At 71.5% G+C, this 22,359-nt stretch carries 22 protein-coding genes; 10 read left to right on the top strand and 12 right to left on the bottom strand.

Features of this window, described 5'->3' with window-relative positions:
* Nucleotides 1-56 precede the first annotated feature (56 nt).
* Nucleotides 57-1,163 (bottom strand): 6-bladed beta-propeller, encoded by a 1,107-nt coding sequence (locus HZ992_RS02045; RefSeq protein ID WP_209385024.1) that lies wholly within the window; start codon nt 1,161-1,163, stop codon nt 57-59.
* Nucleotides 1,164-1,194: 31 nt separating this feature from the next.
* The gene (locus HZ992_RS02040; protein WP_209385023.1) at nt 1,195-1,506 is read right to left on the bottom strand and encodes a c-type cytochrome; all 312 of its coding nucleotides are present in this window, start codon (nt 1,504-1,506) and stop codon (nt 1,195-1,197) included.
* A 115-nt stretch (nt 1,507-1,621) separates the two neighbouring features.
* Here HZ992_RS02040 and HZ992_RS02035 point away from each other — a divergent pair, with 115 nt between their 5' ends.
* Entirely contained in the window at nt 1,622-2,458 is an 837-nt protein-coding gene (locus HZ992_RS02035) for a c-type cytochrome (protein WP_209385022.1), read from the top strand.
* Nucleotides 2,455-3,468 (top strand): c-type cytochrome, encoded by a 1,014-nt coding sequence (locus HZ992_RS02030; RefSeq protein WP_209385021.1) that lies wholly within the window; start codon nt 2,455-2,457, stop codon nt 3,466-3,468. Before HZ992_RS02035 ends, HZ992_RS02030 begins: the two co-directional genes overlap by 4 nt.
* A 113-nt stretch (nt 3,469-3,581) precedes the next feature.
* Here the strand turns inward: HZ992_RS02030 and HZ992_RS02025 are convergent, their stop codons facing one another.
* Both HZ992_RS02025 and HZ992_RS02020 read right to left on the bottom strand, forming a co-directional pair.
* Nucleotides 3,582-4,529: a cytochrome c3 family protein gene (locus tag HZ992_RS02025; RefSeq protein WP_209385020.1), complete on the bottom strand. Its 948-nt coding sequence runs from the start codon at nt 4,527-4,529 to the stop codon at nt 3,582-3,584.
* 171 nt (nt 4,530-4,700) lie between these two features.
* On the bottom strand, nt 4,701-5,780 hold the full coding sequence (locus tag HZ992_RS02020; RefSeq protein WP_209385019.1) for a 6-bladed beta-propeller: 1,080 nt from the start codon (nt 5,778-5,780) through the stop codon (nt 4,701-4,703).
* 93 nt (nt 5,781-5,873) lie between these two features.
* Here HZ992_RS02020 and HZ992_RS02015 point away from each other — a divergent pair, with 93 nt between their 5' ends.
* Entirely contained in the window at nt 5,874-8,309 is a 2,436-nt protein-coding gene (locus tag HZ992_RS02015; RefSeq protein WP_209385018.1) for a heme lyase CcmF/NrfE family subunit, read from the top strand.
* Between the two features lie 43 nt (nt 8,310-8,352).
* Nucleotides 8,353-10,263, top strand: a complete 1,911-nt coding sequence (locus tag HZ992_RS02010) for a B12-binding domain-containing radical SAM protein (protein ID WP_209385017.1) — start codon at nt 8,353-8,355, stop codon at nt 10,261-10,263.
* Here the strand turns inward: HZ992_RS02010 and HZ992_RS02005 are convergent.
* Nucleotides 10,250-11,374, bottom strand: a complete 1,125-nt coding sequence (locus tag HZ992_RS02005; protein WP_209385016.1) for a DUF8744 domain-containing protein — start codon at nt 11,372-11,374, stop codon at nt 10,250-10,252. The two genes, HZ992_RS02010 and HZ992_RS02005, sit on opposite strands and share 14 nt — an antisense overlap.
* Nucleotides 11,361-11,693 (bottom strand): metal-sulfur cluster assembly factor, encoded by a 333-nt coding sequence (locus tag HZ992_RS02000; protein ID WP_209385015.1) that lies wholly within the window; start codon nt 11,691-11,693, stop codon nt 11,361-11,363. Before HZ992_RS02000 ends, HZ992_RS02005 begins: the two co-directional genes overlap by 14 nt.
* Nucleotides 11,694-11,835: 142 nt before the next feature.
* On the opposite strand from HZ992_RS02000, the gene HZ992_RS01995 reads away from it, so the two are divergent.
* The 4 genes from HZ992_RS01995 to HZ992_RS01980 are packed head-to-tail and all read left to right on the top strand — an operon-like array spanning nt 11,836 to nt 14,190.
* On the top strand, nt 11,836-12,105 hold the full coding sequence (locus HZ992_RS01995; protein ID WP_209385014.1) for a DUF2249 domain-containing protein: 270 nt from the start codon (nt 11,836-11,838) through the stop codon (nt 12,103-12,105).
* A 19-nt stretch (nt 12,106-12,124) separates the two neighbouring features.
* A complete protein-coding gene (locus tag HZ992_RS01990; RefSeq protein WP_209385013.1) occupies nt 12,125-12,601 on the top strand; it encodes an RrF2 family transcriptional regulator in 477 nt (158 codons plus the stop codon).
* Nucleotides 12,598-13,791 carry an NnrS family protein gene (locus tag HZ992_RS01985; protein WP_209385012.1) on the top strand — a complete coding sequence of 398 codons (1,194 nt, stop codon included), beginning with the start codon at nt 12,598-12,600 and terminating at the stop codon, nt 13,789-13,791. The genes HZ992_RS01990 and HZ992_RS01985 overlap by 4 nt, the downstream gene beginning before the upstream one ends.
* 9 nt (nt 13,792-13,800) lie before the next feature.
* On the top strand, nt 13,801-14,190 hold the full coding sequence (locus HZ992_RS01980) for a SirB2 family protein (RefSeq protein WP_209385011.1): 390 nt from the start codon (nt 13,801-13,803) through the stop codon (nt 14,188-14,190).
* Nucleotides 14,191-14,208: 18 nt separating this feature from the next.
* Here HZ992_RS01980 and HZ992_RS01975 read toward each other — a convergent pair whose 3' ends face one another.
* On the bottom strand, nt 14,209-14,535 hold the full coding sequence (locus HZ992_RS01975) for a cupin domain-containing protein (RefSeq protein ID WP_209385010.1): 327 nt from the start codon (nt 14,533-14,535) through the stop codon (nt 14,209-14,211).
* A gap of 141 nt (nt 14,536-14,676) precedes the next feature.
* Between HZ992_RS01975 and HZ992_RS01970 the strand changes: the two genes are divergently transcribed.
* Nucleotides 14,677-14,844: a hypothetical protein gene (locus HZ992_RS01970; protein WP_209385009.1), complete on the top strand. Its 168-nt coding sequence runs from the start codon at nt 14,677-14,679 to the stop codon at nt 14,842-14,844.
* Between the two features lie 13 nt (nt 14,845-14,857).
* Here the strand turns inward: HZ992_RS01970 and HZ992_RS01965 are convergent, their stop codons facing one another.
* From HZ992_RS01965 to HZ992_RS01945, 5 genes are all read right to left on the bottom strand, one after another.
* The gene (locus HZ992_RS01965) at nt 14,858-15,178 is read right to left on the bottom strand and encodes a hypothetical protein (RefSeq protein WP_209385008.1); all 321 of its coding nucleotides are present in this window, start codon (nt 15,176-15,178) and stop codon (nt 14,858-14,860) included.
* A gap of 10 nt (nt 15,179-15,188) precedes the next feature.
* A complete protein-coding gene (locus tag HZ992_RS01960) occupies nt 15,189-15,698 on the bottom strand; it encodes a M48 metallopeptidase family protein (RefSeq protein WP_209385007.1) in 510 nt (169 codons plus the stop codon).
* 7 nt (nt 15,699-15,705) lie between these two features.
* The gene (locus HZ992_RS01955) at nt 15,706-16,551 is read right to left on the bottom strand and encodes a PA4780 family RIO1-like protein kinase (protein ID WP_209385006.1); all 846 of its coding nucleotides are present in this window, start codon (nt 16,549-16,551) and stop codon (nt 15,706-15,708) included.
* Entirely contained in the window at nt 16,548-18,839 is a 2,292-nt protein-coding gene (locus HZ992_RS01950; protein ID WP_209385005.1) for a helicase-related protein, read from the bottom strand. Before HZ992_RS01950 ends, HZ992_RS01955 begins: the two co-directional genes overlap by 4 nt.
* A 67-nt stretch (nt 18,840-18,906) precedes the next feature.
* Complete coding sequence (locus HZ992_RS01945; protein WP_209385004.1) at nt 18,907-19,755, bottom strand: class I SAM-dependent methyltransferase; 849 nt, start codon at nt 19,753-19,755, stop codon at nt 18,907-18,909.
* 98 nt (nt 19,756-19,853) lie between these two features.
* On the opposite strand from HZ992_RS01945, the gene HZ992_RS01940 reads away from it, so the two are divergent.
* A complete protein-coding gene (locus HZ992_RS01940) occupies nt 19,854-21,827 on the top strand; it encodes a transcriptional regulator (protein WP_245213327.1) in 1,974 nt (657 codons plus the stop codon).
* Nucleotides 21,828-22,359 lie beyond the last annotated feature (532 nt).

Raw genomic sequence — 22,359 nt, 5'->3', positions numbered from 1 at the left:
GGGCCTCGAACCTCCCGCTTCCGGGAAGCGGCGTTCCCGCGATCGGGAAGCAGGGTTCAGCGGGCCGGCAAGGCCGGGCGCGCGAGGAAGCCGCCTTTCTCGGGCAGGCCGACGGGGCGGTAGACGTCGATCTTGCGGAACCACTGGTCGACGACGAGCACGCGGCCGTCTTCGTCGACCGCGATGCCCGAGGGCAGCATGTAGCGCGCCGGGCCGTCGCGCTCGGAGCGCTCGCCGACGAACAGCAGCAGCTCGCCGTCGGGGTTGAAGATCTGAAAGTTGCCGAAGGCCGTGTCGACGACGTAGACGTTGCCATCGCGGTCGATCGCCACCTCCTTGGGGCGGGCGAACTGGCCGTACTGCTTGCCCACGCTGCCGAAGCTTTGCAGATAGCGGCCGTCGCGATCGAACACGACGACGCGGAAGTTGCCGCCGTCGACCACGTACAGCCGGCCGTCCTTGCCGATGGCCAGGTCGCGCGGCAGGTTGAACTCGCCCGGGCCGCTGCCGCGCTTGCCGATGTCCTGCAGGTGGGCGCCGCTGACGGCATCGAACACGCGCACCTGGTGCTGCTCGGAGGTGACGCCGCCGAGGTCGACCGCGTAGACGCGCGTGCCGGCCGGATCGACCGTGACGCTGGACAGGCGCGAGAACCATTTGTCGCTGCCGACGCGACGCAGGAAGCGACGGTCGGGGCCGTAGACCATGATGGCCTTGGCGCCGATGTCGGCCACGTAGAGGTTGCCGGCGGCGTCGATGTCCAGCCCGACCGGCTTGATGAGCTGGCCCACGCCCTCCTCTTCGCCGATCTTGAACTGCTTGCCCTGCGGCACGTCGAACACGCGCACGAAGCGCGAGACCGTGTCCGAGACGAAGATGCGGCCGCGGTGCACCGCCACCGCATAGGGCTTGGACAAGGTCTCGCCGCTGGCCTGCTCGCCGGTGACCAGCTTGCGCAGTTCGCTGGCCGATTCGGCCGGCAGGATGTCGGCGCTGGAGCGGATCGTGCGCTCGAACACGAAGCGCGGCTCGTCGGGCGCCGACGGGAAGAACAGCTCGCGCGGCGCCTCCCGCGCCGCCGGCGGCACCTGCATGCAGGCCTGCAGCAGCAGCATGGCCGCCGTGCCGGTGGCCATGGCGAGAACGGGCCCGATCCGCGTCATGGGCAGGCCTGTCGAGGGTGGGCCAATGCGGCTACTTGGACGCGCCGACCATGTAGTCGATCGCGGCCTTGATGTCGTCGTCCTTCAGGTCGGCGGCACCGGCCTTCGGCGGCATCGCGCCCTTGCCCTTGACGACGGACTGCAGCAGCGCGTCCTTGCCGGTGGCGATGCGTGGCGCCCAGGCAGCCTTGTCGCCGAGCTTCGGCGCGTTGGCCACGCCACTGGCGTGGCACACCACGCATGTCTTGTCGTAGACGGCCTTGCCGTCGGCCGCCATGGCCGTGCCGGCCAGCGTCGCGATGCCGAAAGCGAGAAAGCCCAGTCCCGTTCTTGCGAAATCCATCGTCGTTCTCTCCGTGGTTCTGAAGTCCGTGCCGCTGGAGTGCAAACGCCGTGCCAGTGGCAAGGAAGTTGCAACGATGCGCCCACACCATGGACCGAGCACCGGGAGAGCATCGATGAATCCGCCCCTCGCGCCACGCCGCGTCGCCACTTGGCGGCGCCTGCTGGCCGCCGCCGCCGCGATGCTGTTCCTGCAGTGCCTGCAGTTTGCACAGGCCGCGACGCCGGCGCCCGCGGGCAGCTCGCGCGGCGCGCTGCTGTACCACAACTACTGTTCGGTCTGCCATGGCGACAAGGGCGATGGTCGCAGCCGCGCCACCGGCTCGCTGTCGACGCCGCCGCGCGACTTCACCACCGAGACCTCGCGGCAGGAACTCACGCGCGAACGCATCGTGCTGGCCATCACCCACGGCCGGCCCGGCACGGCCATGGTGGCGTGGAAGACGCAGCTTTCCGAGTCCGACATCACGGTGCTCGCCGACCACGTGCTGAGCACCTACGTCAAGCGCGACCCCGGCACGCAGGCCAGTCCCGGCACGCCGGGCATCTCCGGCACGCGGGCCCACGGCGGGCGTGAAGCCGACACCGGTTCCACCCCCGTGCAGGTCGACATGACGGCCGGCCTCCCCAACGGTCTGAAGGGAGACTTCAAGCGCGGGGGTGCTTTTTATCTGGCCAACTGCGCCGCCTGCCACGGCGCGCGCGGCGACGGCGCGGGCCCGCGCGCCTACTTCATCAACCCGAAGCCGCGCAACTTCGTCGAGCCGGCGTCGCGGGCGCGCTTCAACCGCCTGGCGCTGTACGCCGCGGTGAGCGAGGGCCGCAACGGCAGCGAGATGCCGGCCTGGAAGCAGGTGGCCACGCCGCAGCAGATCGCCGACGTGTCGGAGTACGTGTTCCGCAGCTTCATCGCTGCAGCACCGGCCGCGCAGGCCACCGCCGCTCGCCCATGAAGCCCGTGGCGGCGCTCGCGCTGGCCGCGGGGCTGCTCGCGCTGCCTGGTTGCGGCGAGCGTGCCGCCGAGGCCGCCGCGCCACGCGCCGCCACGACGGCGGCGGCCGACCCGGCCACGCTCGAACTAGGCCGCAAGGTCTACAACTACCGCTGCTACTTCTGCCACGGCTACTCGGGCGACGCGAAGACGCTGGCCGCCACCTACCTCGCACCGCCGCCGCGCGACTTCACCCGCGGCGCGCCGCTCGATGCGCCGGCCATCCTGGCCACCGTGCGCGAGGGCCGCGGCGGCACGGCGATGAAGTCCTTCCGCGGCATCCTCGACGAGCGCGAGATGGCGGCGGTGGCCGCCTTCGTGGCGCGCGAGTTCGTGCACGACAAGGCGCCCAACACCGCGTACCACACGGCCGAGAACGGCTGGAGCGATCACGGGCGATTCGCCGCCGCATTCCCGTTCGCCACCGGTGCAATCAAGCTCGATGCGCCGGTCGAGTCGCTCGAGGCATCGCAGCGCGCCGGGCGGCAGCTGTTCCTGTCGGCCTGCGTGTCATGCCACGACCGCGCCCATGTCGCCGACGAGGGGACGGCCTGGAGCTCGCGCCCGCTGTCCTACCCGCGCATGGGCTTCGTGCCGGGGCAGGAGAACACGCCGCCGATCGATGCGGTGTCCAGCGCGAGCGTCTACGCCAAGCACGAGGTGGTGCCGCGCATCGACGGCCTCAATGCGCAGCAGCGGCGCGGCGAGACGCTGTTCCAGGCCAACTGCGCGTTCTGCCACGGCGCCGACGGCACTGGCAAGAACTGGATCGGCCAGTTCATGGAGCCCAAGGCGCGCGACCTGACCCTGTACTCGGTACAGGACATGCCGGCCGCGCGGCTGCGCAGCACGATCCGCGACGGCCTGCCCGGCACCTCGATGCCGGCCTGGCGGCACGTGCTCGGCCGTGCCGAAATCGACGCGGTGGCAGCCTACGTGACGCGCGCCTTCTTCCGCCGCGAAGGCAGTTGAGCCGCCGGAGCGAGGCACCTGTGCAACTGCGCAGCGCAGGCGGCTCAGCTCAGGCCGACGCTGGCCAGCTTCGCAGGGCCTTCGCTTTGGCCTGAGCCGCTTCGATCAGCCGCTCACTTCGTGTGGCAGGTCAGGCACACCGCGCTGCCGGCATTGGGCAGTCGCAGGAAGGTCGGGTTGAAGTTGCTGCCCGGCCCGGCGGAGGGCACGCCGTGCGGATCGTGGCAGGAGGCGCATTCCACCTCGTAGCCTTCGCCGCTGTTGTACAGGCGGATCTCGTTGCCGTCGGCGCGCGCGTTGGCGTTGCCGTCGAACCAGGCCAGCCGCGCCTCCTTGCGCGAGGGGTCGTTGAAGTCGGTGCCCGGCCCGGCGGCAGTGGGAAAGCGGATGCCCACCGGATGGTCGTTGCGCAGGTCGGTGCCGATGGCGAAGGCCGAGAAGTCGTACGCGGTCGGGAAGGCCGCGCCGGCGCCGTTCGGGTTGTGGCAGACGAGGCAGCCCTGGTCGGGGCCCTGAAGCCCGACGTGCGTCACCGAGGCATTCGGCCATTCGTTGAGCAGCGCCGGCGCGTCCGAGCTGATGCGCGCCGTGTTGTAGCGCCCCGAGCCCGGCATGTTGACGATCGCGTCGACCGCGGTCGTGCCGTCGTGGCAGCTCAGGCAGGTCAGCGAGCTGGCGCCGGGCTGCGAGACCGGCTGCGTCAGCGACGCGGTGTTGAGCAGGTCGTAGGTCTGGTAGGTGTTGTTCTTGGTCGTGCGGTTCCACAGCGGCGCGGCGATCGTCTGGTTGGCGCCGTGCGGCGTGTGGCAGTAGACGCACACCTCGCCGTAGTTGTTGCGCTGCGTGTCCATCAGCGCCGCGTTGATCGGCCCGCCCGGCCCGACCTCGTTGGGCCGCTGCGTCAGGTTGTGGCGCGTGTTGGCGACGCTGCCCCGGTTGCTGAACTTCGAGGCCGTGCCCGGCGCCGGGTCGGGGCCGGCCCAGGCGCCGGCCTGCAGCAGCGCCGCCAGCGTGAACACAGCGCCCAGGCGCCAGACCTTGCAGATGCTTTCGTGATCCATCGTGAGCGCCCTCCCTGCCCTTCGCGTCGTGCGCGAGTGCGGACTTCGCTGCAATACCCGTACCGGCGCTGAACACCTCGCGGAAGGGGCTGGAATTTCCCGATATCGAGCCGCCCATTCCCGCATTCGGGACGGCCGGGAACCCTCGATGACACCGAGGCGTGATGCAAGTCAAGCCGCGGTGTGCGCTTCGCGCAGCCGCTGCTGCCCTTCCGCGTCACCGAGCCGGCGCAGCACCTCGACCTTGTGGAAGAACTGGTCGACCACGTAGACGCGGCCGGTTTCGTCGCAGGCCACGCCCGAAGGCAGCGAGAAGCGGCCCGGCCCGTCCTGCGCGGCGCGCGAGCCGAGCGCCAGCAGCAGCTGCCCGTCGGCCTGGAACACCTGCACGTTGCCGAAACTCGCGTCGCTCACGTAGATCAAGCCCTCGCGGTCGATCGCCAGGCCGCGCGGCCGGCCGAACTGGCCCAGGCCATTGCCGGGCGAACCGAAGGCGCGCACGAAGCGGCCCTGCTCGTCGAAGGCCTGCAGGCGGAAGTTGCCGGCGTCGAGCACCCACAGCAGGCCATCGGGTGCGAGCGCCGCGTCCACCGGCAGGTTGAACTCGCCGGCCGCCTCGCCGCGCCGGCCGATGCTGCGCAGAAGCCGGCCCTGCGCGTCGTAGCTGAGCACGCGGTGCGCATCGCTCTCCACGCCACCGGTGTCGACCACGTGCAACCGCGCGCCGTCGGCGCTCACCGCCACGCCGGTGGGGCGCACCCACTCTGCCGTGCCGTCGATGGCACGCTGGAACAAGCCGATCGCGTCGTAGACGACGAGCCGGCGCGCGCTCGCATCGACCACGTGCACGAGCCCGTTCGCATCGATGGCGATGCCCGCGGGCTTGCGCAACTCGCCCTCGCGCCGCGTCCCGAAGGCGAAGCTGCGCCGCCGCGCGAGGTCGAACACGAAGATGCGCCGGCCTTCGGTGTCGCCGACGTAGACGCGGCCGCGTGACACGGCCACCGCCGCCGGCTTGCCGAAGCTGGCCGCCTCACCCTCGCCGGTCAGCGACTGGCGCAGCCGCGTCGCCGGCGAATCGTCGGCCGCACTGGCAGCATTGCGCAGCGTCGCCTCGTAGGCATAACGCGGCTGCTCGGGCGGCACCGGCCACACCGGCGAGGGACTGGCCTGCCGGCGCGCCGGCGGCGCGGCGCAGCCGGCCAGCGCGCTGCCGAGCAGCCAGAGGGAGAGATCGCGTCGTGAGGGCATGGGGGCGCTGCGCAAGGGCCTGCGCCGCTGCAGCATGCGTGCCACCCCGTCGCCCGCAGCGCACGGGCATGGCGATTGCTGACCACGCAGGTCATGCTTCCCGAACTCGGCCATTTCGCGCTCATCGTCGCGCTGTTCATCGCGCTGGCGCTGGGCACCCTGCCCATCGTCGGCGCGGCCCGCGGCGACGTGGCCAGCATGTCGCTGGCGCGGCCGGCGGCGCAGGCGCAGTTCCTGTTCGTGGCAATCGCCTTCGGCTGCCTGATGGCCTCGTTCGTGGCCAACGACTTCTCGGTGCTCAACGTCGCCTCGCACTCCAACAGCGAGCTGCCGATGGCCTACCGCATCGCCGCCACCTGGGGCAGCCACGAAGGATCGATGCTGCTGTGGGTGTTCATGCTGTCGCTGTGGATGCTGGCGGTGAGCCTGTTCTCGCAGCGCCTGCCGCTGGACATGGTGGCGCGCGTGCTCGGCGTGATGGGCTTCGTGAGCATCGGCTTCCTGCTCTTCATCCTGCTCACCTCCAACCCTTTCCAGCGCCTGGTGCCGGCAGCGCTGGACGGCCGCGACCTCAACCCGCTGCTGCAGGACCCGGGCATGGTGATCCACCCGCCGATGCTCTACATGGGCTACGTCGGCTTCGCGGTGGCCTTCGCCTTCGCCATCGCGGCGCTGCTGTCGGGCCGCTTCGACGCGGCCTGGGCGCGCTGGTCACGGCCCTGGACCACGGCCGCCTGGCTGTTCCTCACCCTGGGCATCGCCATCGGCAGCTGGTGGGCCTACTACGAGCTGGGCTGGGGCGGCTGGTGGTTCTGGGACCCGGTCGAGAACGCCTCCTTCATGCCCTGGATCGTCGGCACCGCGCTGATCCACTCGCTGGCAGTGGCCGAGAAGCGCGGCGCCTTCAAGGCCTGGACGGTGCTGCTGGCGATCGCCGCGTTCTCGCTGAGCCTGCTGGGCACCTTCCTCGTCCGCTCCGGCGTGCTGACCTCGGTGCACGCCTTCGCCACCGACCCGGCGCGCGGCATCTTCATCCTCGGTTTCCTGCTCGTCGTGGTCGGCGGCTCGCTGGCGCTTTTCGGCTGGCGTGCGGCGAGCGTGGGCTTCGGCGGCCGCTTCGACCGCGTCTCGCGCGAGTCGCTGCTGCTGGTCAACAACCTGCTGCTCGTCACCGCCGCGGCCTCGGTGATGCTGGGCACGCTGTATCCGCTGGTGCTCGACGCGCTGGGCCTGGGCAAGATCTCGGTGGGCGCGCCCTACTTCGAGACGGTGTTCGTGCCGCTGATGGCGCCGGTGGTGCTGCTGATGGGCGTGGGCCCGCTGGCGCGCTGGAAGTCGACGCCGGCCGCCGAACTGGCGCGCAAGCTGCGCTGGCCGGCGCTGGCGAGCGTCGCCGCGGCGGTGGTGCTGCCGCTGTGGGCGGGCCGCTGGAGCGCGGGCACGGCGCTGGGCCTGCTGCTCGCGTCGTGGGTGTTCGCCAGCACCGCGGTACTGCTCGCGCAGCGGCTGCGCGGCGAGCCGGGCGCCGGGTTCGGCTCACGCTTCGCGCAGCTGGGGCGCTCGTCGCCCAGCTTCTTCGGCATGGTGCTCGCGCACCTGGGCGTGGGCGTGTTCATCGTCGGCGTGACGATGGTGAAAGGCTACGAGGTCGAGCGCGACGTGAAGATGCGCCTGGGCGACAGCGTCGAGGTGGCCGGCCACCGCATCGTGTTCCAGGGGGCGCAGGAATTCAGCGGCCCGAACTACGTCGGCGTGCGCGGCACCTTGCAGGTTCAGCACGGCAGCGCCGCGCCCTTCACCATGCATCCCGAGAAGCGCCTGTACAAGGTTCAGCAGATGCCGATGACCGAGGCCGCCATCGACACCGGCCTCACGCGCGATCTCTACATCTCGCTGGGCGAACCGCTGTCCGAGACCGAATGGACGGTGCGCGTCTATCACAAGCCCTTCGTCGACTGGATCTGGTTCGGCGCGCTGGCCATGGCACTGGGCGGCGCGCTGGCCGCACTCGACCGGCGCTACCGCGTGGCGACGCGGCGCGAAGCCCTGCCGGCCGGCGCCGGCGCGGCGCTGGCGGCGCTGTGCCTGCTGCTGCTGTGCGCGCCGGTGTTCGCCGCCGAGGCGCAGCCCACGGTGGCCGACCCGGCGCTGGAACTGCGCGTCAACCGGCTGGCGGCCGAGCTGCGCTGCCTGGTGTGCCAGAACCAGTCGCTCGCCGACTCGCATGCCACGCTGGCCATCGACCTGAAGAACCAGGTCCGCGAGCAGCTGCAGGCCGGCCGCAGCGACGCGCAGGTGATCGACTACATGACGCAGCGCTACGGCGACTTCGTGCTCTACCGCCCGCCGGTGAAGGCGACCACGCTGCTGCTGTGGGCCGGGCCGCTGCTGCTGCTGGTCGGCGGCTCGCTCGCGCTGTGGCGCCTGCTCGGCGCCGGCGCACGCCGCGCGCCGGACGCGCCGCTGCCGGCCGACGCCGCAGCGCGCAGCGCCGAGCTGCTGGAGGCCAAGCCCTCACCGGAGCACTGAGCGCGCTCCCGCATGGACAATCGGGGCACCGCTCCCCGACCCCATGCCCACCACCCCTACGCGCGTGCTGTCCGTCATCGCCCCGATGACGCAGCTGAACACGCCCTACCCGTCAACCGCCTACCTGACCGGCTTCCTGCGTTCGCGCGGTGTCGCCGCGGTGCAGGAGGACCTGGCGCTGGCGCTGGTGCTTGAGCTGCTCAGCGCGAAGGGCCTGCGCGCCGTGCGCGAATGCATCGAGGCGATCGCGCCGAAGCAGCGCAGCGCGAACGTCGCCGCCTTCGCCCAGCGCTTCGACGACTACCTCGGCACCATCGAGCCGGTGATCGCCTTCCTGCAGGGCCGCGACGCCACGCTGATGCACCGCATCGTCGGCCGCGCCTTCCTGCCCGAGGGCGCGCGTTTCGCCTCGTTGGAGGCCTACGTCGATGAAGACGGCGGTGACCCGATGGCCTGGGCCTTCGGCGCGCTGGGCACGCATGACCGCGCGCGGCACCTGGCCACGCTTTACCTCAACGACATCGCCGACGTGCTGCGCGAGGCGGTCGATGCGCGCTTCGAGTTCGTGCGCTACGCCGAGCAGCTGTCGACCAGCCAGCCGAGCTTCGACCCGCTGGCCGAGGCGCTGGCCGCGCCGCCCAACCTGATCGACCGCACGCTGCAGGCGCTGACCCTCGATGCGGTTGAACGTCACGCGCCGACGCTGGTGCTGATCTCGGTGCCCTTCCCCGGCGCGGTGTACGCGGCCTTCCGCATCGCGCAGGCGATCAAGGCGCACGACCCGCGCATCGTCACCGTGCTCGGCGGCGGCTTCGTCAACACCGAGCTGCGCGAGCTCGCCGAGCCGCGCGTGTTCGACTTCTTCGACTGCGTGACGCTCGACGCTGGCGAGCGCCCGCTGCTGGCGCTGATCGAGCACCTCGAGGGCCGACGCTCGGCTGAACGGCTGGTGCGCACCTTCATGCGCCCGGCCGGCTCGCCGCAGGTGCGCTACGTCAATTTTCCCGAGCCCGACGTTCCCTTCGACGAGACCGGCACGCCCACCTGGGACGGCCTGCCGCTGCAGCGCTACCTGTCGCTGCTGGACATGCTCAACCCGATGCACCGCCTGTGGAGCGACGGGCGCTGGAACAAGCTCACCGTGGCGCACGGCTGCTACTGGAAGAAGTGCAGCTTCTGCGACACCAGCCTCGACTACATCTCGCGCTACGAGGCGGCCAACGCGCAGACGCTGGTCGACCGCATCGAGGCGATCGTCGCCGAGACCGGGCAGACGGGCTTCCACTTCGTCGACGAGGCCGCGCCGCCGAAGGCGCTGCGCGCGCTGGCGCAGGAGCTGAAGAAGCGCCGGCTCGCGATCTCGTGGTGGGGCAATATCCGCTTCGAGAAGAGCTTCACGCCGCAGCTGTGCGAAGAGCTCGCCGAGAGCGGCTGCATCGCCATCTCCGGCGGGCTGGAGGTGGCGTCGGACCGCCTGCTCACGCTGATGAAGAAGGGTGTGTCGGTCGAGCAGGTGGCGCGCGTGACGCGCGGCTTCAGCGACGCCGGCATCCTGGTGCACGCCTACCTGATGTACGGCTTCCCGACGCAGACGGTGCACGACACGGTCGACGCGCTGGAGTACGTGCGACAGCTGTTCGCGGCCGGCTGCATCCAGTCGGGCTTCTTCCATCGCTTCGCCTGCACGGTGCACTCGCCGGTGGGCAAGGACCCGGCGGCCTACGGCGTGACGCTGCTGCCGCTGCCGCCCACGACCTTTGCCAAGAACGACGTCGGCTTCGTCGACCCGACCGGCGTCGACCACGATCGCCTTGGCCTCGCGCTGAAGAAGGCGATCTACAACTACATGCACGGTATCGGGCTGGACGCAGACGTGCGCAGCTGGTTCGACATGAACGTGCCGAAGCCGCGCGTGGCGCGGCAGTTCATCGAGCGGGCGGTCAGCGCGCGCTGAGCGGCGGCACCGGGCGGCGCAGGCGTGTCAGCATCACCGCCGCGAAGGCCAGGACGGCCAGCGCCTGCAACAGCCCGGCGCCGGCGCGAAGCGGCGTGGAGGCGAGCGCGTCGCCCAGCCCGCGCAGCGCCACGCCGGCGCTCATCGCCAGCACCGGCGCGAAGCTCCAGCGTGACGGCGCCGAGATGGCACGGCGCAGCAGCGCCGGCAGCACGATCGGCGCGTGGCCGAACACCATCGCGAAGACGAAACCGAGCAGCAGCATGTGCAGCGGCCCGGGCGCATCGAGCGGCATGCCGCGTAGCGCGTGGGCCACGCCCCAGACGCCGGCCAGCGCCAGCCACGCATAACCGAGGCGCAGGCAGCGCGCGGTGTGCAGCGCCCAGCCGCTGCGCTCGAGGCCGGGGCGGCAGGCGAGGTCGAAGCGCAGCAGCCACAGCGCGAGCAGCGCCATCGAAGCCCACCAGGCACTGGCGGCGAACGGATGGTCGTGCCAGGGCACGGCCAGCACCCCCAGCGCCGCAGCCTGCAACGCCAGCACGGCGAGGTAGCTGCGCCGCGCAAAGGCCGACAGCGGCACGAAGCGCGCGAGCTCGCGGCGCTCGCCGGCGATCGTGAGCACGAGGAATGAGCCCCACCAGGCGACAACCACCGAGAACGGCCGGTCGAGCATCCACAGCAGCGTACCGCCGGCCCAGCACAGCGCGCCCGCCCCTTCCACCGCGACGTGCAGCACCGGCGTGCGGCGCAGCACACCCGCATAGGCCAGCGTGAGCACGGCGCCGGCGGCCAGCCAGGCGATGGCGGCCGCGCCCGGCTGCAGCGCCAGCGCGGCCAGCGTGCCCGCCGCGGCCAGCAGCGGCGCGGCCCAGACCCAGCGCTGGTGCAGCGCCGCGGCGCGTTCGAGCGCGATCACGAAGCCGAAGAAGCCGCACACCATCAGCGCGCCATGCAGCGCCACGGGCGCCAAGGCGCGGTCGGGCAGCAGCGGCCAGCCCAGGCGCACCAGGCCACCGGCCAGGCCGGAGAGCAGCGCGAGCGCAGCGCCCAGCGCCAGCAGCGGCGCGGCGGCCGCGAAGCGGCGCGGCCTCGCGGGCTCAGGCTGTCGCATCGTCCCACCCCAGGCGCTTGCGCGCGGCAGCGCCCATGCGCTGCGGCGACCAGTCGACCTCGTGCGCCTCGCTCACCTGCACCTCGCGGCCGGGGAAGGCGTGTTGCAGCGCCTGCTGGGCGTCGTCGATGATCGCGTCGCCCATCGGGCAGGTCGGGCTGGTAAGCACCAGCGTGAGCTCGATGCACGCGGGCTCGATCCGCAGCCGCTCGACCAGCCCGAGCTCGACGATGTTCTCGCAGATCTCGGGGTCGACCACCTGCGTCAGTGCGCCCATCGCCTTGCGGCGGTCCGCGTCGACGCTGTCGTTGATGTCCATGGCGCCATGGTCGGCAGGCCGGCCTCGCCCGGGTTTGATCGACATCAACTTAAAGGTGCATTCTGAATATTGCTTATGAGGCGATGTCTCGCTAGCATAGGTGCATTGCCGATATACCTTCAAATCCGAGCAAAGGAAGACCATGTCCGCCAACACCACCACCGTCGACGTGCGCGCCATCGCGCCGCGCGAGCGCCATCCGCTGATCTTCTCGACCTTCCGCGCGCTGCTGCCCGGCGCCGCGCTCGAACTCGTCAACGACCACGACCCACGCCCGCTGTACCTGCAGTTCGAGTCCGAGAGCCCGGGCGCCTTCGACTGGACCTATCTCGAGTCCGGCCCCGACACCTGGCGCGTGCAGATCACCAAGCGCGCCGCCGCCGGCACCTGCTGCGGCGGCTGCTGCCACTGAGCCTGCACCGGCCCCGCCCATGAAACTCACCAGCTTCACCGACTACAGCCTGCGCGTGCTGATCTACCTGGCCTGCGAGCCGGGCCGGCGCGCCACCATCGCCGAAATCGCCACGGCCTTCGGGGTCTCCGAGAACCACTTGACGAAGGTGGTGCACTTCCTCGGCCAGGCCGGCTGGCTGGCCACGGTGCGCGGCAAGGGCGGCGGCATGCAGCTGGCGCGCGAGGCCGGCGAGATCGTCGTCGGCGAGGTGGTGCGGCAGACCGAGGGCGCGGACCTGCCGGCCGAATGTTTCGACCGCGACGGCGGCAACACCTGCACGATCGCTCGCGTGTGCCGCCTGCACGGCGTGCTGCAGGAGGCCGCCGACGCCTTTCACGCCGTGCTCGACCGCTACACGCTGGCCGACCTGGTGCACAACCGCGACGCGCTGTCGCGCATGCTGTTCATCGGGCGCGAGCGGCCCAAGGCGTCCGCGAGGAGCGCTTCGTCATGAGCACGCTGATCCTGAACATCGAGGAGCCGCATCCGCAGCCGGCGCGCGGCTTCGCGCTGTGGCAACTCGGCTTCCGGCCGTTCTACCTGCTGGCGAGCACGTTCTCGGCGCTGTCGGTGCTGCTGTGGTCGCTGCAGTTCAGCGGCTGGCTCGGCCACGCCTACCTCGCCGGGCCGCTGTGGCACGCGCACGAGATGCTGTTCGGCTACGGGCTGGCCGTGGTCGTCGGCTTCCTGTTCACCGCCGGGCGCAACTGGTCGGGCCAGCCCACGCCCACCGGCTGGCCGCTGGCGCTTCTCGCACTTCTGTGGGTGGCTGGCCGCGTGCTCGTGCTCACGCCCTTCGGCATGGCCGCGGCGATCGTCAACACCGCCTTCCCGCTGGCTGCGGCGGCCGGCCTGGCCGTGCCGCTGGTCCGCGCGAAGAACCGGCGCAACTACTTCTTCGTCGGCCTGCTCGTCGCGATGGGCGCAGCGCAGCTCGGCCTGCACCTCGCGCAACTGGACGTGATCACGCTGCCGGGCTGGGTGGGCGTGCGGCTGGCGCTGGACATGATGCTGTTCATCATGGCCGTGATGGGCGGCCGCGTGATCCCGATGTTCACCAACAACGGCGTGCCCGGCGCGAAAGCGCGCCGCCACGAGACGCTGGAGCGCTTGGCGCTGGGCAGCGTGCTCGCGCTGATCGCGGCCGACCTCGCCGGCGTGCACGGCGCGCCACTGGCCGCCTTGCTGCTGCTGTGCACCGCGGCGCATGCGGCGCGCCTGACGCTGTGGCAACCCTGGCGCACGCTGCGCACGCCGCTGGTGTGGGTGCTGCACGCCGCCTATGCGTGGATCGTGCTGCACCTGGCGCTGAGAATGCTGGCCGAACTCGGCTGGATCCTTCCGTCGGTGGCCACGCACGCGCTGACCGCCGGCGCGATCGGGGGGCTGACCCTCGGCATGATGACGCGTACCACGCGCGGCCACACCGCGCGGCCGCTGCTCGCCGACCGCTTCGACGTGGCCTGCTACCTGTGCCTCCTGATCGCGGCACTGGTGCGCGTGGGGGTGCCGCTGGTGGCGCCGGGCGCCAGCGCCGGTGCCGCACTGGTGTCGGGCTGGCTATGGGCCTGCGGCTTCGCGCTCTTCACGCTGCGCTACGCGCCGATGCTGCTGCGCCCGCGGCTGGATGGCAAGCCGGGCTGAGCCTGCGCGATGGACTACGCGACCCTCAAGCTCGTGCACCAGGGCGCCGTCGCGCTGTCGATCGCCGGATTCTTCGCCCGTGGGCTGGGCTCGCTGGCCGGCGCAGCCTGGGTGCGCGCACGCGCGGCGCGCACGCTGCCGCATGTCGTCGACACCGTGCTGCTCGGCTCGGCCGTCGGTTTGGCCTGGCTGCTGCAGCTCAACCCGCTGACCACGCCGTGGCTGGCGGCCAAGATCGCCGGGTTGCTGGCCTACATCGGCTTGGGGTTGGTGGCACTGCGGCCGCAGCGGCCGCCGGCTCAGCGGGCGCTGGCCTGGATCGCCGCGCTGCTGTGTTTCGCGCAGATCGTCGCGGTGGCCATCACCAAGCAGGCCAGCGGGCTGTTCTCGCTGCTCTGACGCCGCAGAAGGTGCGGCTCAATCGAGCCGCAGCGTCACCAGCAGCGAGGTGTCGGTGATCGCGCGCAGCCCGTGCGGCTCGCCGCCGGCCAGCAGCACGAGCTGGCCGGCGCCGAGCAGGCATTCGCGCGTCGGTGTGCTGAGAGCGGCCTCGCCCTCGAGGCAGTGAATCGTGATCTCGCCGGGCACCCGGTGCTCGGCGAAGGTTTCGCCGCGGCGCAGGACCACGCGCATCAGCTGCAGCGCAGCGGTCTTGATCAGGCTGGTGCTCGGCGTGGCCGCGAGCGACTCGCCGAGCGGCCGCAGGTCGATGGTGTCCAGGGGATGTGCGTGCGGCAGGGCCATCGACCCATTGTGCGGCGTGTCCCCCTGGCCGGGCGGCTAGACCTTCCCGCGACGTGGGGCAAGCGTGAGCGGGCCGCTCAGAACTCCTTAATGCGCGTCACCGATGCTGTGGGTACCGAGTCATCCACCGAAAGGACCGACATGCACACCCAACTCCAGAGCTTCCTGCGCCGCTACCTCGGCGTCGTCGTGATCACGCTTGCCCCGGTGATCTTCACCGCCTTCGTCTCGATCCCGTTCAACCTGGAGCGCCACCCCGGCGAAGTTGCCGCCGCGCAGCAAGAGGCGCCGGTGCGCCACATGAGCTGAATCGCGAGGCGACTCAGCGGCAGGCCTGGAACTTCGGCGTCACGGCCGAGAGCACCTGCATCTCCTCGCGCGGCATGTCCTTGCTGAAGAAGTAGAAGGCCTGCTGCCACTCGCCGCGCGTGACGTTGTCGCGCAGCGTCTTCATCACGCAGCCGCAATAGGCTTCGATCTTCGCCGGCGAGTCACCCCGGCGCAGGCCGCTGCTCCTGCAGCCGGCCTCCAGGCCGAGCTGGTAGTCGGCGAGTTGCGCGTCGGTGACCTGGGCGGCGGACTCCTGCGCCGGCGCGTGCAGCGGGCACAACAGCAGGGCCAGGGACAGGGCGAGCGCTTTCATGCCCGCCAGCTTAGCGCGATTCTCCCGAAGCCTCGAACTCGCGGGCGGTGAGCCACAGCCGCACGTCGAACTCGAGCTGGTGATAGCCCGGCTCCATGTGCTGGCATAGCGCGTAGAAGGCCTTGTCGTGCTGGCGCTCCTTCAGGTGCGCGAGCTCGTGCACGACGATCATCTTCAGGAAGGGCTCCGGCGCCTCGCGGAACAGGCTGGCCACGCGAATCTCGCGCTTGGCCTTGAGGTTGCCGCCCTGCACGCGCGACACCGCGGTGTGCGTGCCCAGCGCCTGCTGCACGAGCTGCAGCCGGTTGTCGTACGCCACCTTGGCCAGCGGCGGCGCGCTGCGCATGTGCTGGCGCTTGAGTTCGGTGACGTAGTCGTACAGCGCCGGGTCGCTGCGCACCTCGTGGGCCTGCGGATAACGCTCGAGCACGCTGCGGCCGAGCCGGCCCTGCGCGAGCAGCTCGGTGGCCCGCGCCAGCAGATCGGGCGGGTAGCCGAGCAGGTACTTGCCGACGCTCATCGCTCCCTCAGGCCACGCCCATGCGCAGCCGGCGCGCGGCTTCCTCGTCGCGGGCGTCGTCGATCTCGCGCAGGATGCTGCCCAGGTCCACCGAGCCCTGCACCGGCTCGTAGCGGCCGGTGAGCACCGTGTCCACGCGCAGCAGGCCACGCTGGTACAGATCCCAGATCTCGGCGCCGTAGCTGGTGGCCAGCAGCTCGGGGGCCGACTGGCCGAAGAAGGCGCGCAGGTTGGCCACGTCGCGCAGCAGCATGCGGCTGGCGTGGTTGTTGCCGGCGGCATCCACCGCCTGCGGCAGGTCGATGATCACCGGCCCGTCTTCGGCGAGCAGGATGTTGAACTCCGACAGGTCGCCGTGCACGACGCCGGCGCACAGCATGCGCACCACTTCCTTGAGCAGCGTGGCGTGGTGGGTGCGCGCCTCCTCGGGCGTGAAGGCCACGTCGTTCAGGCGCGGCGCGGCGTCGCCGTTCGCATCGGCCACCAGCTCCATCAGCAGCACGCCGTCGTGGAAGTTGTACGGCTTGGGCACGCGCACGCCGGCTGCCGCCAGGCGGTACAGCGCGTCGACTTCGGCGCTCTGCCAGGCCGCTTCCTGCGCCTGCCGGCCGAACTTCGTGCCCTTGGCCATGGCGCGCGCCTGGCGCGAGTTCTTCACCTTGCGGTTCTCGGTGTAATCCACCGCCTGGCGGAAGCTGCGCTGCGTCGCCTCCTTGTAGACCTTGGCGCAGCGCGTCTCGCCGCCGCAGCGCACGACGAACACCATCGCCTCCTTGCCGCTCATCAGCTGGCGCACGACGGTGTCGATCAGGCCCTCTTCGATCAGCGATTGCAGGCGCGGGGGAGCCTTCATGCCCGGGGCCGCCCACCGCCGCCGCCGGGGCGGCCGCCACGACGCATCTGCGACAGCGGGCGCTTGCCGCCGAGCTGGCGCTCGATGCCGTCGTTGAGCAGGCTGCGCAGCGCCTGTACCTCGTCGACATGGCCGTAGATGCCGGGGAAGCGCAGGTCCAGCCACAGCCACAGCGTGCAGGCGCGCAGCGCCTGCTCCATGCGGTCGAGCCGGCTGTGCGCATCCACTTCGTCGAGGAACCAGGGCCGCCCGGCACGGCCGGTCAGCGCATGCGCGCTGGTCCAGCCGAGGAAGGCCTGCAACTGCGTGTCGGTACGCGTGTCCACCGGCGCCTGCGCGTAGATGAAGCGCTCCTTCAGCGTCAGCTTCGGCGCGCTGTCGTCCAGCGCCTCGGCGAGCTGCAGCATCTGCTCGAGCTCGGCGACCTCGAAGTGCGCGTCGTCCAGCCGCAGTTGCTCGACGAACACGCCGAGCACCTCGCGCAGCTTGCTTCGGTTCAGCCGCGTGGCGATCGTCTCGACGTGCCAGGGGTTCGGCGCCACCGGTGCCTTGAAGTCGCGCGGCGCCTTCGCCTGCTTGACGATCAGCTCGCGCAGCTCCCGCGCGGCAGTCGGCTCGGCGGTGTCGAGCACGCCGGCGAAACCCTCGTCGTGCATGCCGAAGCGGCCGGCGCGGCCGGCGATCTGGTGCACCTCGGTCTCTTCGAGAGGGCGGTCGCCCTCGCCGTCGAACTTCTCCAGCGTGCTGAACAGCACGCGGCGGATCGGCAGGTTCAGGCCCATGCCGATCGCGTCGGTGGCCACCAGGATGTGCGCCTCGCCGCTGGCGAATCGCTCGGCCTCGCGGCGGCGCACCTCGGGCGGCAGCGCACCGTAGATCACCGCCACTGGGTGGCCGGCGGCCGAGATCTGGTCGCGCAGCATCAGCACGTCGCGGCGGCTGAACGCCACCACCGCGTCGCCGAGCTGCAGCGAGGCCAGCGGCACCGCCTTCGGCAGCAGCTGCACATGCTGCTTGCGCTCGAAGCGGCGCACCGTGCAGCGCTCGCCGCACAGGCCGAGCAGCTTCTCGATCGCCGGCACCGCGTAGTCGGAGCAGATGACGATCACCTCGTTGGCCGGCACGCCGACGATCGCCTGCGTCCAGGCCCAGCCGCGCGAGATGTCGAAAAGCATCTGCGCCTCGTCGATCACCGCCACGTCGATGGCCTTGCGCGTGTTGACCATCTCGATGGTGCTCGACACCACGCGGGCGTCGTCGGCCGGCACGTTCTCCTCGCCGGTGAGCAGCGAGCAGGGCACGCCGCGCGCGACGAGCCGGTCGCGGCCTTCCAGCGCGAGCAGGCGCAGCGGCGCGAGGTAGGCGCCGTCCAGCGCCTGCGCCAGGCGCTCGAAGGCGGCGTGCGTCTTGCCGCTGTTGGGCGGGCCGACGTAGAGCGTGACGCTGCGCTGCAGGTGGCGCGCGGTCTCGAAGCTGTCGGGGTAACGCTGGAAGGCGAGTTCGCTGTTCAGGCCCTCGAGCATGTCGAGTTCGGTGACGCGGTGTTCCCAGCGGTCCTGCGCACGCGTGCAGGCGGCCTTCATCGCCGGCAGCGGCACCGGCGCGGCGCACTCGGCCTGCAGGCGCGGCAGCAGCAGCTCGAGCCGGCGCGGCTGGTAGTCGTGGCTGCGCGCCACCAGCGCGGCCAGGTGCGATCGCAATTCTTCGGCCTGCGGGTGCGGCGGCGGCGCGCCCAGCGCGGCACGCAGCGCGTCCAGGTTGCCGCTGCGGTGGAAAGCCCAGGCCAGCTCGGCATCCACCGGCACGCGGAAGGCGACCGTGATGTTCCACGGCCGGCCTTCGGGCACCGGCACAGCCAGCGGCTGCTGCACTTCGCGCACGAAACCGCCGCCTTCGCGCACCACGCCGTTGGCCTCGAGCGCGGCGCGGCGCTCCAGCATCTGCGGCAGCGTGGTGCCGGCGCTGCCCACGGCCTCGAGGTGGGCCAGCGCGCTGTCCATCAGCCCGGGGTCGATCCAGCGGCTCGGCCGCGCGCCGGCGGCGGCCTTCTGCAGCAGCACCAGACCGAGGCGGTCGAGCTGCACCGTGGGGTTGCCGGCATCGTCGCTGTAGTCGGCCGGCGTCACCACCTGCGGCAGCAGGAAGGCGGCACGGCGGATGCGTTCGAGCTGCGCGCGGCCGATGTGCGGCGGCACGCGCTGCGCATGGCGGGGATCGGGCAGGTTCAGCGTCTCGCCGTTGCGAGGCGTGGCGGGCGCCGTGGCGCTGGATGGGGGCGAGACAGGCATGGAAGGGGCAGAGTCGAACCGCCGACTCTAACCCCTGGCACCTTCGGCGGTGCCGCGGCGGCGCGCGCTAGCGGCGCGTCACCACCACTTCGAGGTACTCGCTGGGTGCCACGAAGGACGCCGCGCCGGCCCGGTTGGCGGGCTCGAACAGCTCGATCATGTCGCGCTCCAGCGCGGCCGCCTTCTCTGGCGGCAGGGCGCCGAAGGCCTTGTGCACCGGGCCGTACCAGGTGCGGAAGACCTCGACGAAGTGCGCCGGCGAGCGGTAGCGGAAGGTGAACTGGCGCGGCGTGATGGCGATGGCCGCGGCGCGGTCGCCGAAGAGTGCCTTGAGGTGCGTCTCCGATCCCCACAACGAAGGCGATTGCACGCCCGCGGGCGGCGGCACATGGCGGCCCAGCACCTTGAACAGGCGGCCGATCAGGCTGTCGGGCGTCCAGTTCGCCATGCCGATGCGGCCGCCCGGGCGGCACACGCGCGCCATCTCCGCCGCGCTGCGCGCGTGGTCGGGCGCGAACATCACGCCGAAGGTCGACAGCACGGCGTCGAAGCTGGCGTCGGCGAAGGGCAATGCCTCGACGTCGGCGACCTTGAACATGACATCGAGCCGCTCGGCGCGAGCGCGCTCGGCGCCGCGGTCGAGCAGGCTGGCCACGTAGTCGGTCGAGGTGACGCGGGCGCCGCGCCGTGCGGCCGCCAGCGTCGCGTTGCCGTTGCCGGCGGCCACGTCGAGCACCTGCTCGTCCCAGCGCAGGTCGCAGGCTTCGGCGAGCTGTTCGCCCACCCATTGCAGCGTGGTGCCCACCACGGCATAGTCGCCCGACGACCAGGCGGCCTGCTGGCGCGCCTTCACGGCGGCGAGATCGGGCTGTGCGGGATGGCTGCTCGTGGCGGCCAAGGTGGATGCTTCGTTCATGAGAGTGCTCCGTTCATTGCCAATCGGTCAGCCCTCGCGGTACGGGGGGCTGAGCCAGAGCTTGCGTGCCGGGCGTGGCAAGCGCCGTGGATGAGCGCGTGGAAACCGGCGTGGAAATCCGCCTGCTCGGGCCGCTGTCGCTATGGCGCGGCGGCGCGGCGATCGCCCTGCCGCCCTCGCGCAAGCTGCGCGCGCTGCTCGCCCACCTGGCGCTCGCACCGCGGCCGTTGTCGCGCGACGCGCTGTGCGAGTTCCTCTGGGATCTGCCGAGCGACCCTCGCGCCGAGCTGCGTGGCAGCCTGAGCAAGCTGCGCGGCCTGCTCGACGAGCCGGGGCGAGCACGCGTGCAGGCCGAGGGTGATGCGATCCGGCTCGACCTCTCCGACGTGTCAGTGGACGTGCTCGAACTCGACCGCGCCGCGCACGCCGGCCTGGCCTCGCTGGATGCTGCGGCGCTGCGAGCGATGGCCGCGCGCTTCACGGATGAGTTCCTGCAGGGGCTGGAGATCGCCCGCAGCGCGCCCTACAGCGCCTGGCTGGTCGGCCAGCGACGCCGCCTGCGCGCGCTCCATGTCGCCGTGCTGGAGCATCTCGCCGCTGCGCTGCCGCCGGCCGGCGACGAGGCGCTGGCCTGCCTGGCGTTGTGGCTGCAACTCGCCCCCTTCGACCGGCGCGCGCACGAGCGCCTGTTCGATGCGCTGGCGGCACGCGGCGAGCTGCGCGCCGGCGACGAGCACCTCGCCGCGGCGAGCCGCCTGTTCGAGGCCGAGGGCCAGGACGCCGGGCCGCTGGCCCACGCCTGGCGCAGCGCCCGGCAAGGCCACGCGTCGCCCCGTCCGGCACGGCCGGCGTCGGCCACCGAGCCGGCGGCCGTGACTGCCGGCCCACCGCGTCGCGCCTCGATCGCGGTGATGCCGTTCGCCGATGCCTCGGGGCCATTGGCTGCCGCCGGCCTGGGCAGCGCCCTCGCGCACGACGTGACGATGCGCCTGGCCAAGCTGCGCAACATGTTCGTGATCTCGCAGGGCAGCACCGCCGCGCTCGATTCGCGCGGCCTGGGTGCCGAGGAGGCGGCGCGCGCACTCGACGTCGACTACGTGGCCAGCGGTTCGCTGCGCCGGCGTGGCGAGCAGCTGAGCCTGGAGGTGCAGCTCACCGAGACGCGCAGCGCACGCATCCTCTGGGCCGACGTGCTGGAGGCGCCTCGGCGCGACGCGCTGGCGGTGCTCGACGAACTCGGCAACCACCTCGTCGCGGCGATCGCCGGGCAGGTCGAGATGTCGGAGCGCAACCGCGCGGTGCTCAAGCCGCCCAGCCAGCTCGACGCCTGGGAAGCGCACCACCGCGGCCTGTGGCACATGTACCGTTTCCATCGCGAGGACAACCAGCAGGCACGGCACTTCTTCGAGACTGCGATCCGCCTGGACCCGACTTTCGCGAGGCCCTACGCGGGGTTGTCGTTCACGCATTTCCAGAACGCCTTCCTCGGCTGGGGTGAACGGGGGCACGAGACCGAGCAGGCCTACCGCAGCGCCGCGCAGGGCGTGCTCGCCGATGACCAGGACCCGGCCGCACGCTGGGCGCTGGGCCGCGCACACTGGCTGCGCGGGCGCATCCCGGAGTCGATCGGCGAGCTCGACATGTCGGTGGCGCTGAGCCCGAACTTCTCGCAGGGCCACTACACGCTGGCTTTCGTCAACGCCCAGTCGGGCGATGCACAGGCGGCCATCGTCTCGTCGGATCATGCCCGCGAGCTGAGTCCCTTCGACCCACTGCTGTTCGCCATGCTGGCCTCGCGCGCGCTCGCGCTGATGCGCCTGGGCCGCCACGGCGAGGCGGCCGACTGGGCGATGAAGGCCGCAGCGCGGCCGAACGCCCATGTGCACATCCTGGGCATCGCCAGCCACTGCCTGGCGCTGGCCGGCCGCCATGACGAGGCGCAGCGCGTGATGGCGACGATCCGCGCCAGCCTGCCAGGCTACGGGCTGGACGATTTCCTCGGTGCCTTCCGCTTCGATGCCGAAGGCACGGCGCTGATCCGGCGCGTGGCGCCGCAGCTCGGGCTGGCCTGATACCAATCCGCGTTCGAAGACTCAGACATATGCGCGAGCCGACAGCGGCTTGCGGCCCTCTGCTGAAGTTCGACGTCTGCGGTGTGCGCTGCGGTTGGCGCGGCAAAGGCACGCCCGGGCAGGCTACGGCGCTTCGCCTCGGCGGTCGGCGCTGCGCGCCGACTCCCCTGCGATGCTCGGTCTCATGGCCCCGTCGCCGAACTCACTCCGCGACCTGCGGTCGCTGCGTTCGGACAGCGTCGACGAGTCAGAAGACGATGCGCGCTGCGCGCGCGGCCACGAGCCCTGCGCTTCTCGGCACCTCAGAGGCGCGCCTCCACCTGCCCGGTCGCGCCTTTGCTGAACCGGTGGTGGCGCGCCGATGGAGGAGAACCAGCGGTGGACTTCGCGGCAGGCGCTGCCCGCGGGGGGCGATTTCTGTGGCGACGAGAAGCACAGCGCCGGGGTCGGCGCGCGCCAGCGCGCTTCGTGAACTGACTTGCCGCGGCTGTTCGAACGCAGCGACCGCAGGTCGCGTAGTGAGTTCTGCGGC

The sequence above is a fragment of the Rhizobacter sp. AJA081-3 genome (assembly GCF_017795745.1).
Taxonomy (GTDB): domain Bacteria; phylum Pseudomonadota; class Gammaproteobacteria; order Burkholderiales; family Burkholderiaceae_C; genus Piscinibacter.
The sequence above is the reverse complement of the archived record's forward strand: the minus strand, read 5'-3'. Positions and strand labels throughout refer to the sequence as shown.

What these genes read in the sequence shown, in the direction of transcription:
- HZ992_RS02015 (WP_209385018.1), top strand. Translation starts at nt 5,874, where the DNA reads ATGCTTCCCGAACTCGGCCATTTCGCGCTCATCGTCGCGCTGTTCATC.
- HZ992_RS01955 (WP_209385006.1), bottom strand. Translation starts at nt 16,551, where the DNA reads ATGAAGGCTCCCCCGCGCCTGCAATCGCTGATCGAAGAGGGCCTGATC.
- HZ992_RS02010 (WP_209385017.1), top strand. Translation starts at nt 8,353, where the DNA reads ATGCCCACCACCCCTACGCGCGTGCTGTCCGTCATCGCCCCGATGACG.
- HZ992_RS02030 (WP_209385021.1), top strand. Translation starts at nt 2,455, where the DNA reads ATGAAGCCCGTGGCGGCGCTCGCGCTGGCCGCGGGGCTGCTCGCGCTG.
- HZ992_RS02040 (WP_209385023.1), bottom strand. Translation starts at nt 1,506, where the DNA reads ATGGATTTCGCAAGAACGGGACTGGGCTTTCTCGCTTTCGGCATCGCG.
- HZ992_RS02000 (WP_209385015.1), bottom strand. Translation starts at nt 11,693, where the DNA reads ATGGACATCAACGACAGCGTCGACGCGGACCGCCGCAAGGCGATGGGC.
- HZ992_RS01945 (WP_209385004.1), bottom strand. Translation starts at nt 19,755, where the DNA reads ATGAACGAAGCATCCACCTTGGCCGCCACGAGCAGCCATCCCGCACAG.
- HZ992_RS02045 (WP_209385024.1), bottom strand. Translation starts at nt 1,163, where the DNA reads ATGACGCGGATCGGGCCCGTTCTCGCCATGGCCACCGGCACGGCGGCC.
- HZ992_RS01980 (WP_209385011.1), top strand. Translation starts at nt 13,801, where the DNA reads ATGGACTACGCGACCCTCAAGCTCGTGCACCAGGGCGCCGTCGCGCTG.
- HZ992_RS01950 (WP_209385005.1), bottom strand. Translation starts at nt 18,839, where the DNA reads ATGCCTGTCTCGCCCCCATCCAGCGCCACGGCGCCCGCCACGCCTCGC.
- HZ992_RS01960 (WP_209385007.1), bottom strand. Translation starts at nt 15,698, where the DNA reads ATGAGCGTCGGCAAGTACCTGCTCGGCTACCCGCCCGATCTGCTGGCG.
- HZ992_RS02025 (WP_209385020.1), bottom strand. Translation starts at nt 4,529, where the DNA reads ATGGATCACGAAAGCATCTGCAAGGTCTGGCGCCTGGGCGCTGTGTTC.
- HZ992_RS02005 (WP_209385016.1), bottom strand. Translation starts at nt 11,374, where the DNA reads ATGCGACAGCCTGAGCCCGCGAGGCCGCGCCGCTTCGCGGCCGCCGCG.
- HZ992_RS02020 (WP_209385019.1), bottom strand. Translation starts at nt 5,780, where the DNA reads ATGCCCTCACGACGCGATCTCTCCCTCTGGCTGCTCGGCAGCGCGCTG.
- HZ992_RS01990 (WP_209385013.1), top strand. Translation starts at nt 12,125, where the DNA reads ATGAAACTCACCAGCTTCACCGACTACAGCCTGCGCGTGCTGATCTAC.
- HZ992_RS01995 (WP_209385014.1), top strand. Translation starts at nt 11,836, where the DNA reads ATGTCCGCCAACACCACCACCGTCGACGTGCGCGCCATCGCGCCGCGC.
- HZ992_RS01985 (WP_209385012.1), top strand. Translation starts at nt 12,598, where the DNA reads ATGAGCACGCTGATCCTGAACATCGAGGAGCCGCATCCGCAGCCGGCG.
- HZ992_RS02035 (WP_209385022.1), top strand. Translation starts at nt 1,622, where the DNA reads ATGAATCCGCCCCTCGCGCCACGCCGCGTCGCCACTTGGCGGCGCCTG.
- HZ992_RS01965 (WP_209385008.1), bottom strand. Translation starts at nt 15,178, where the DNA reads ATGAAAGCGCTCGCCCTGTCCCTGGCCCTGCTGTTGTGCCCGCTGCAC.
- HZ992_RS01975 (WP_209385010.1), bottom strand. Translation starts at nt 14,535, where the DNA reads ATGGCCCTGCCGCACGCACATCCCCTGGACACCATCGACCTGCGGCCG.
- HZ992_RS01970 (WP_209385009.1), top strand. Translation starts at nt 14,677, where the DNA reads ATGCACACCCAACTCCAGAGCTTCCTGCGCCGCTACCTCGGCGTCGTC.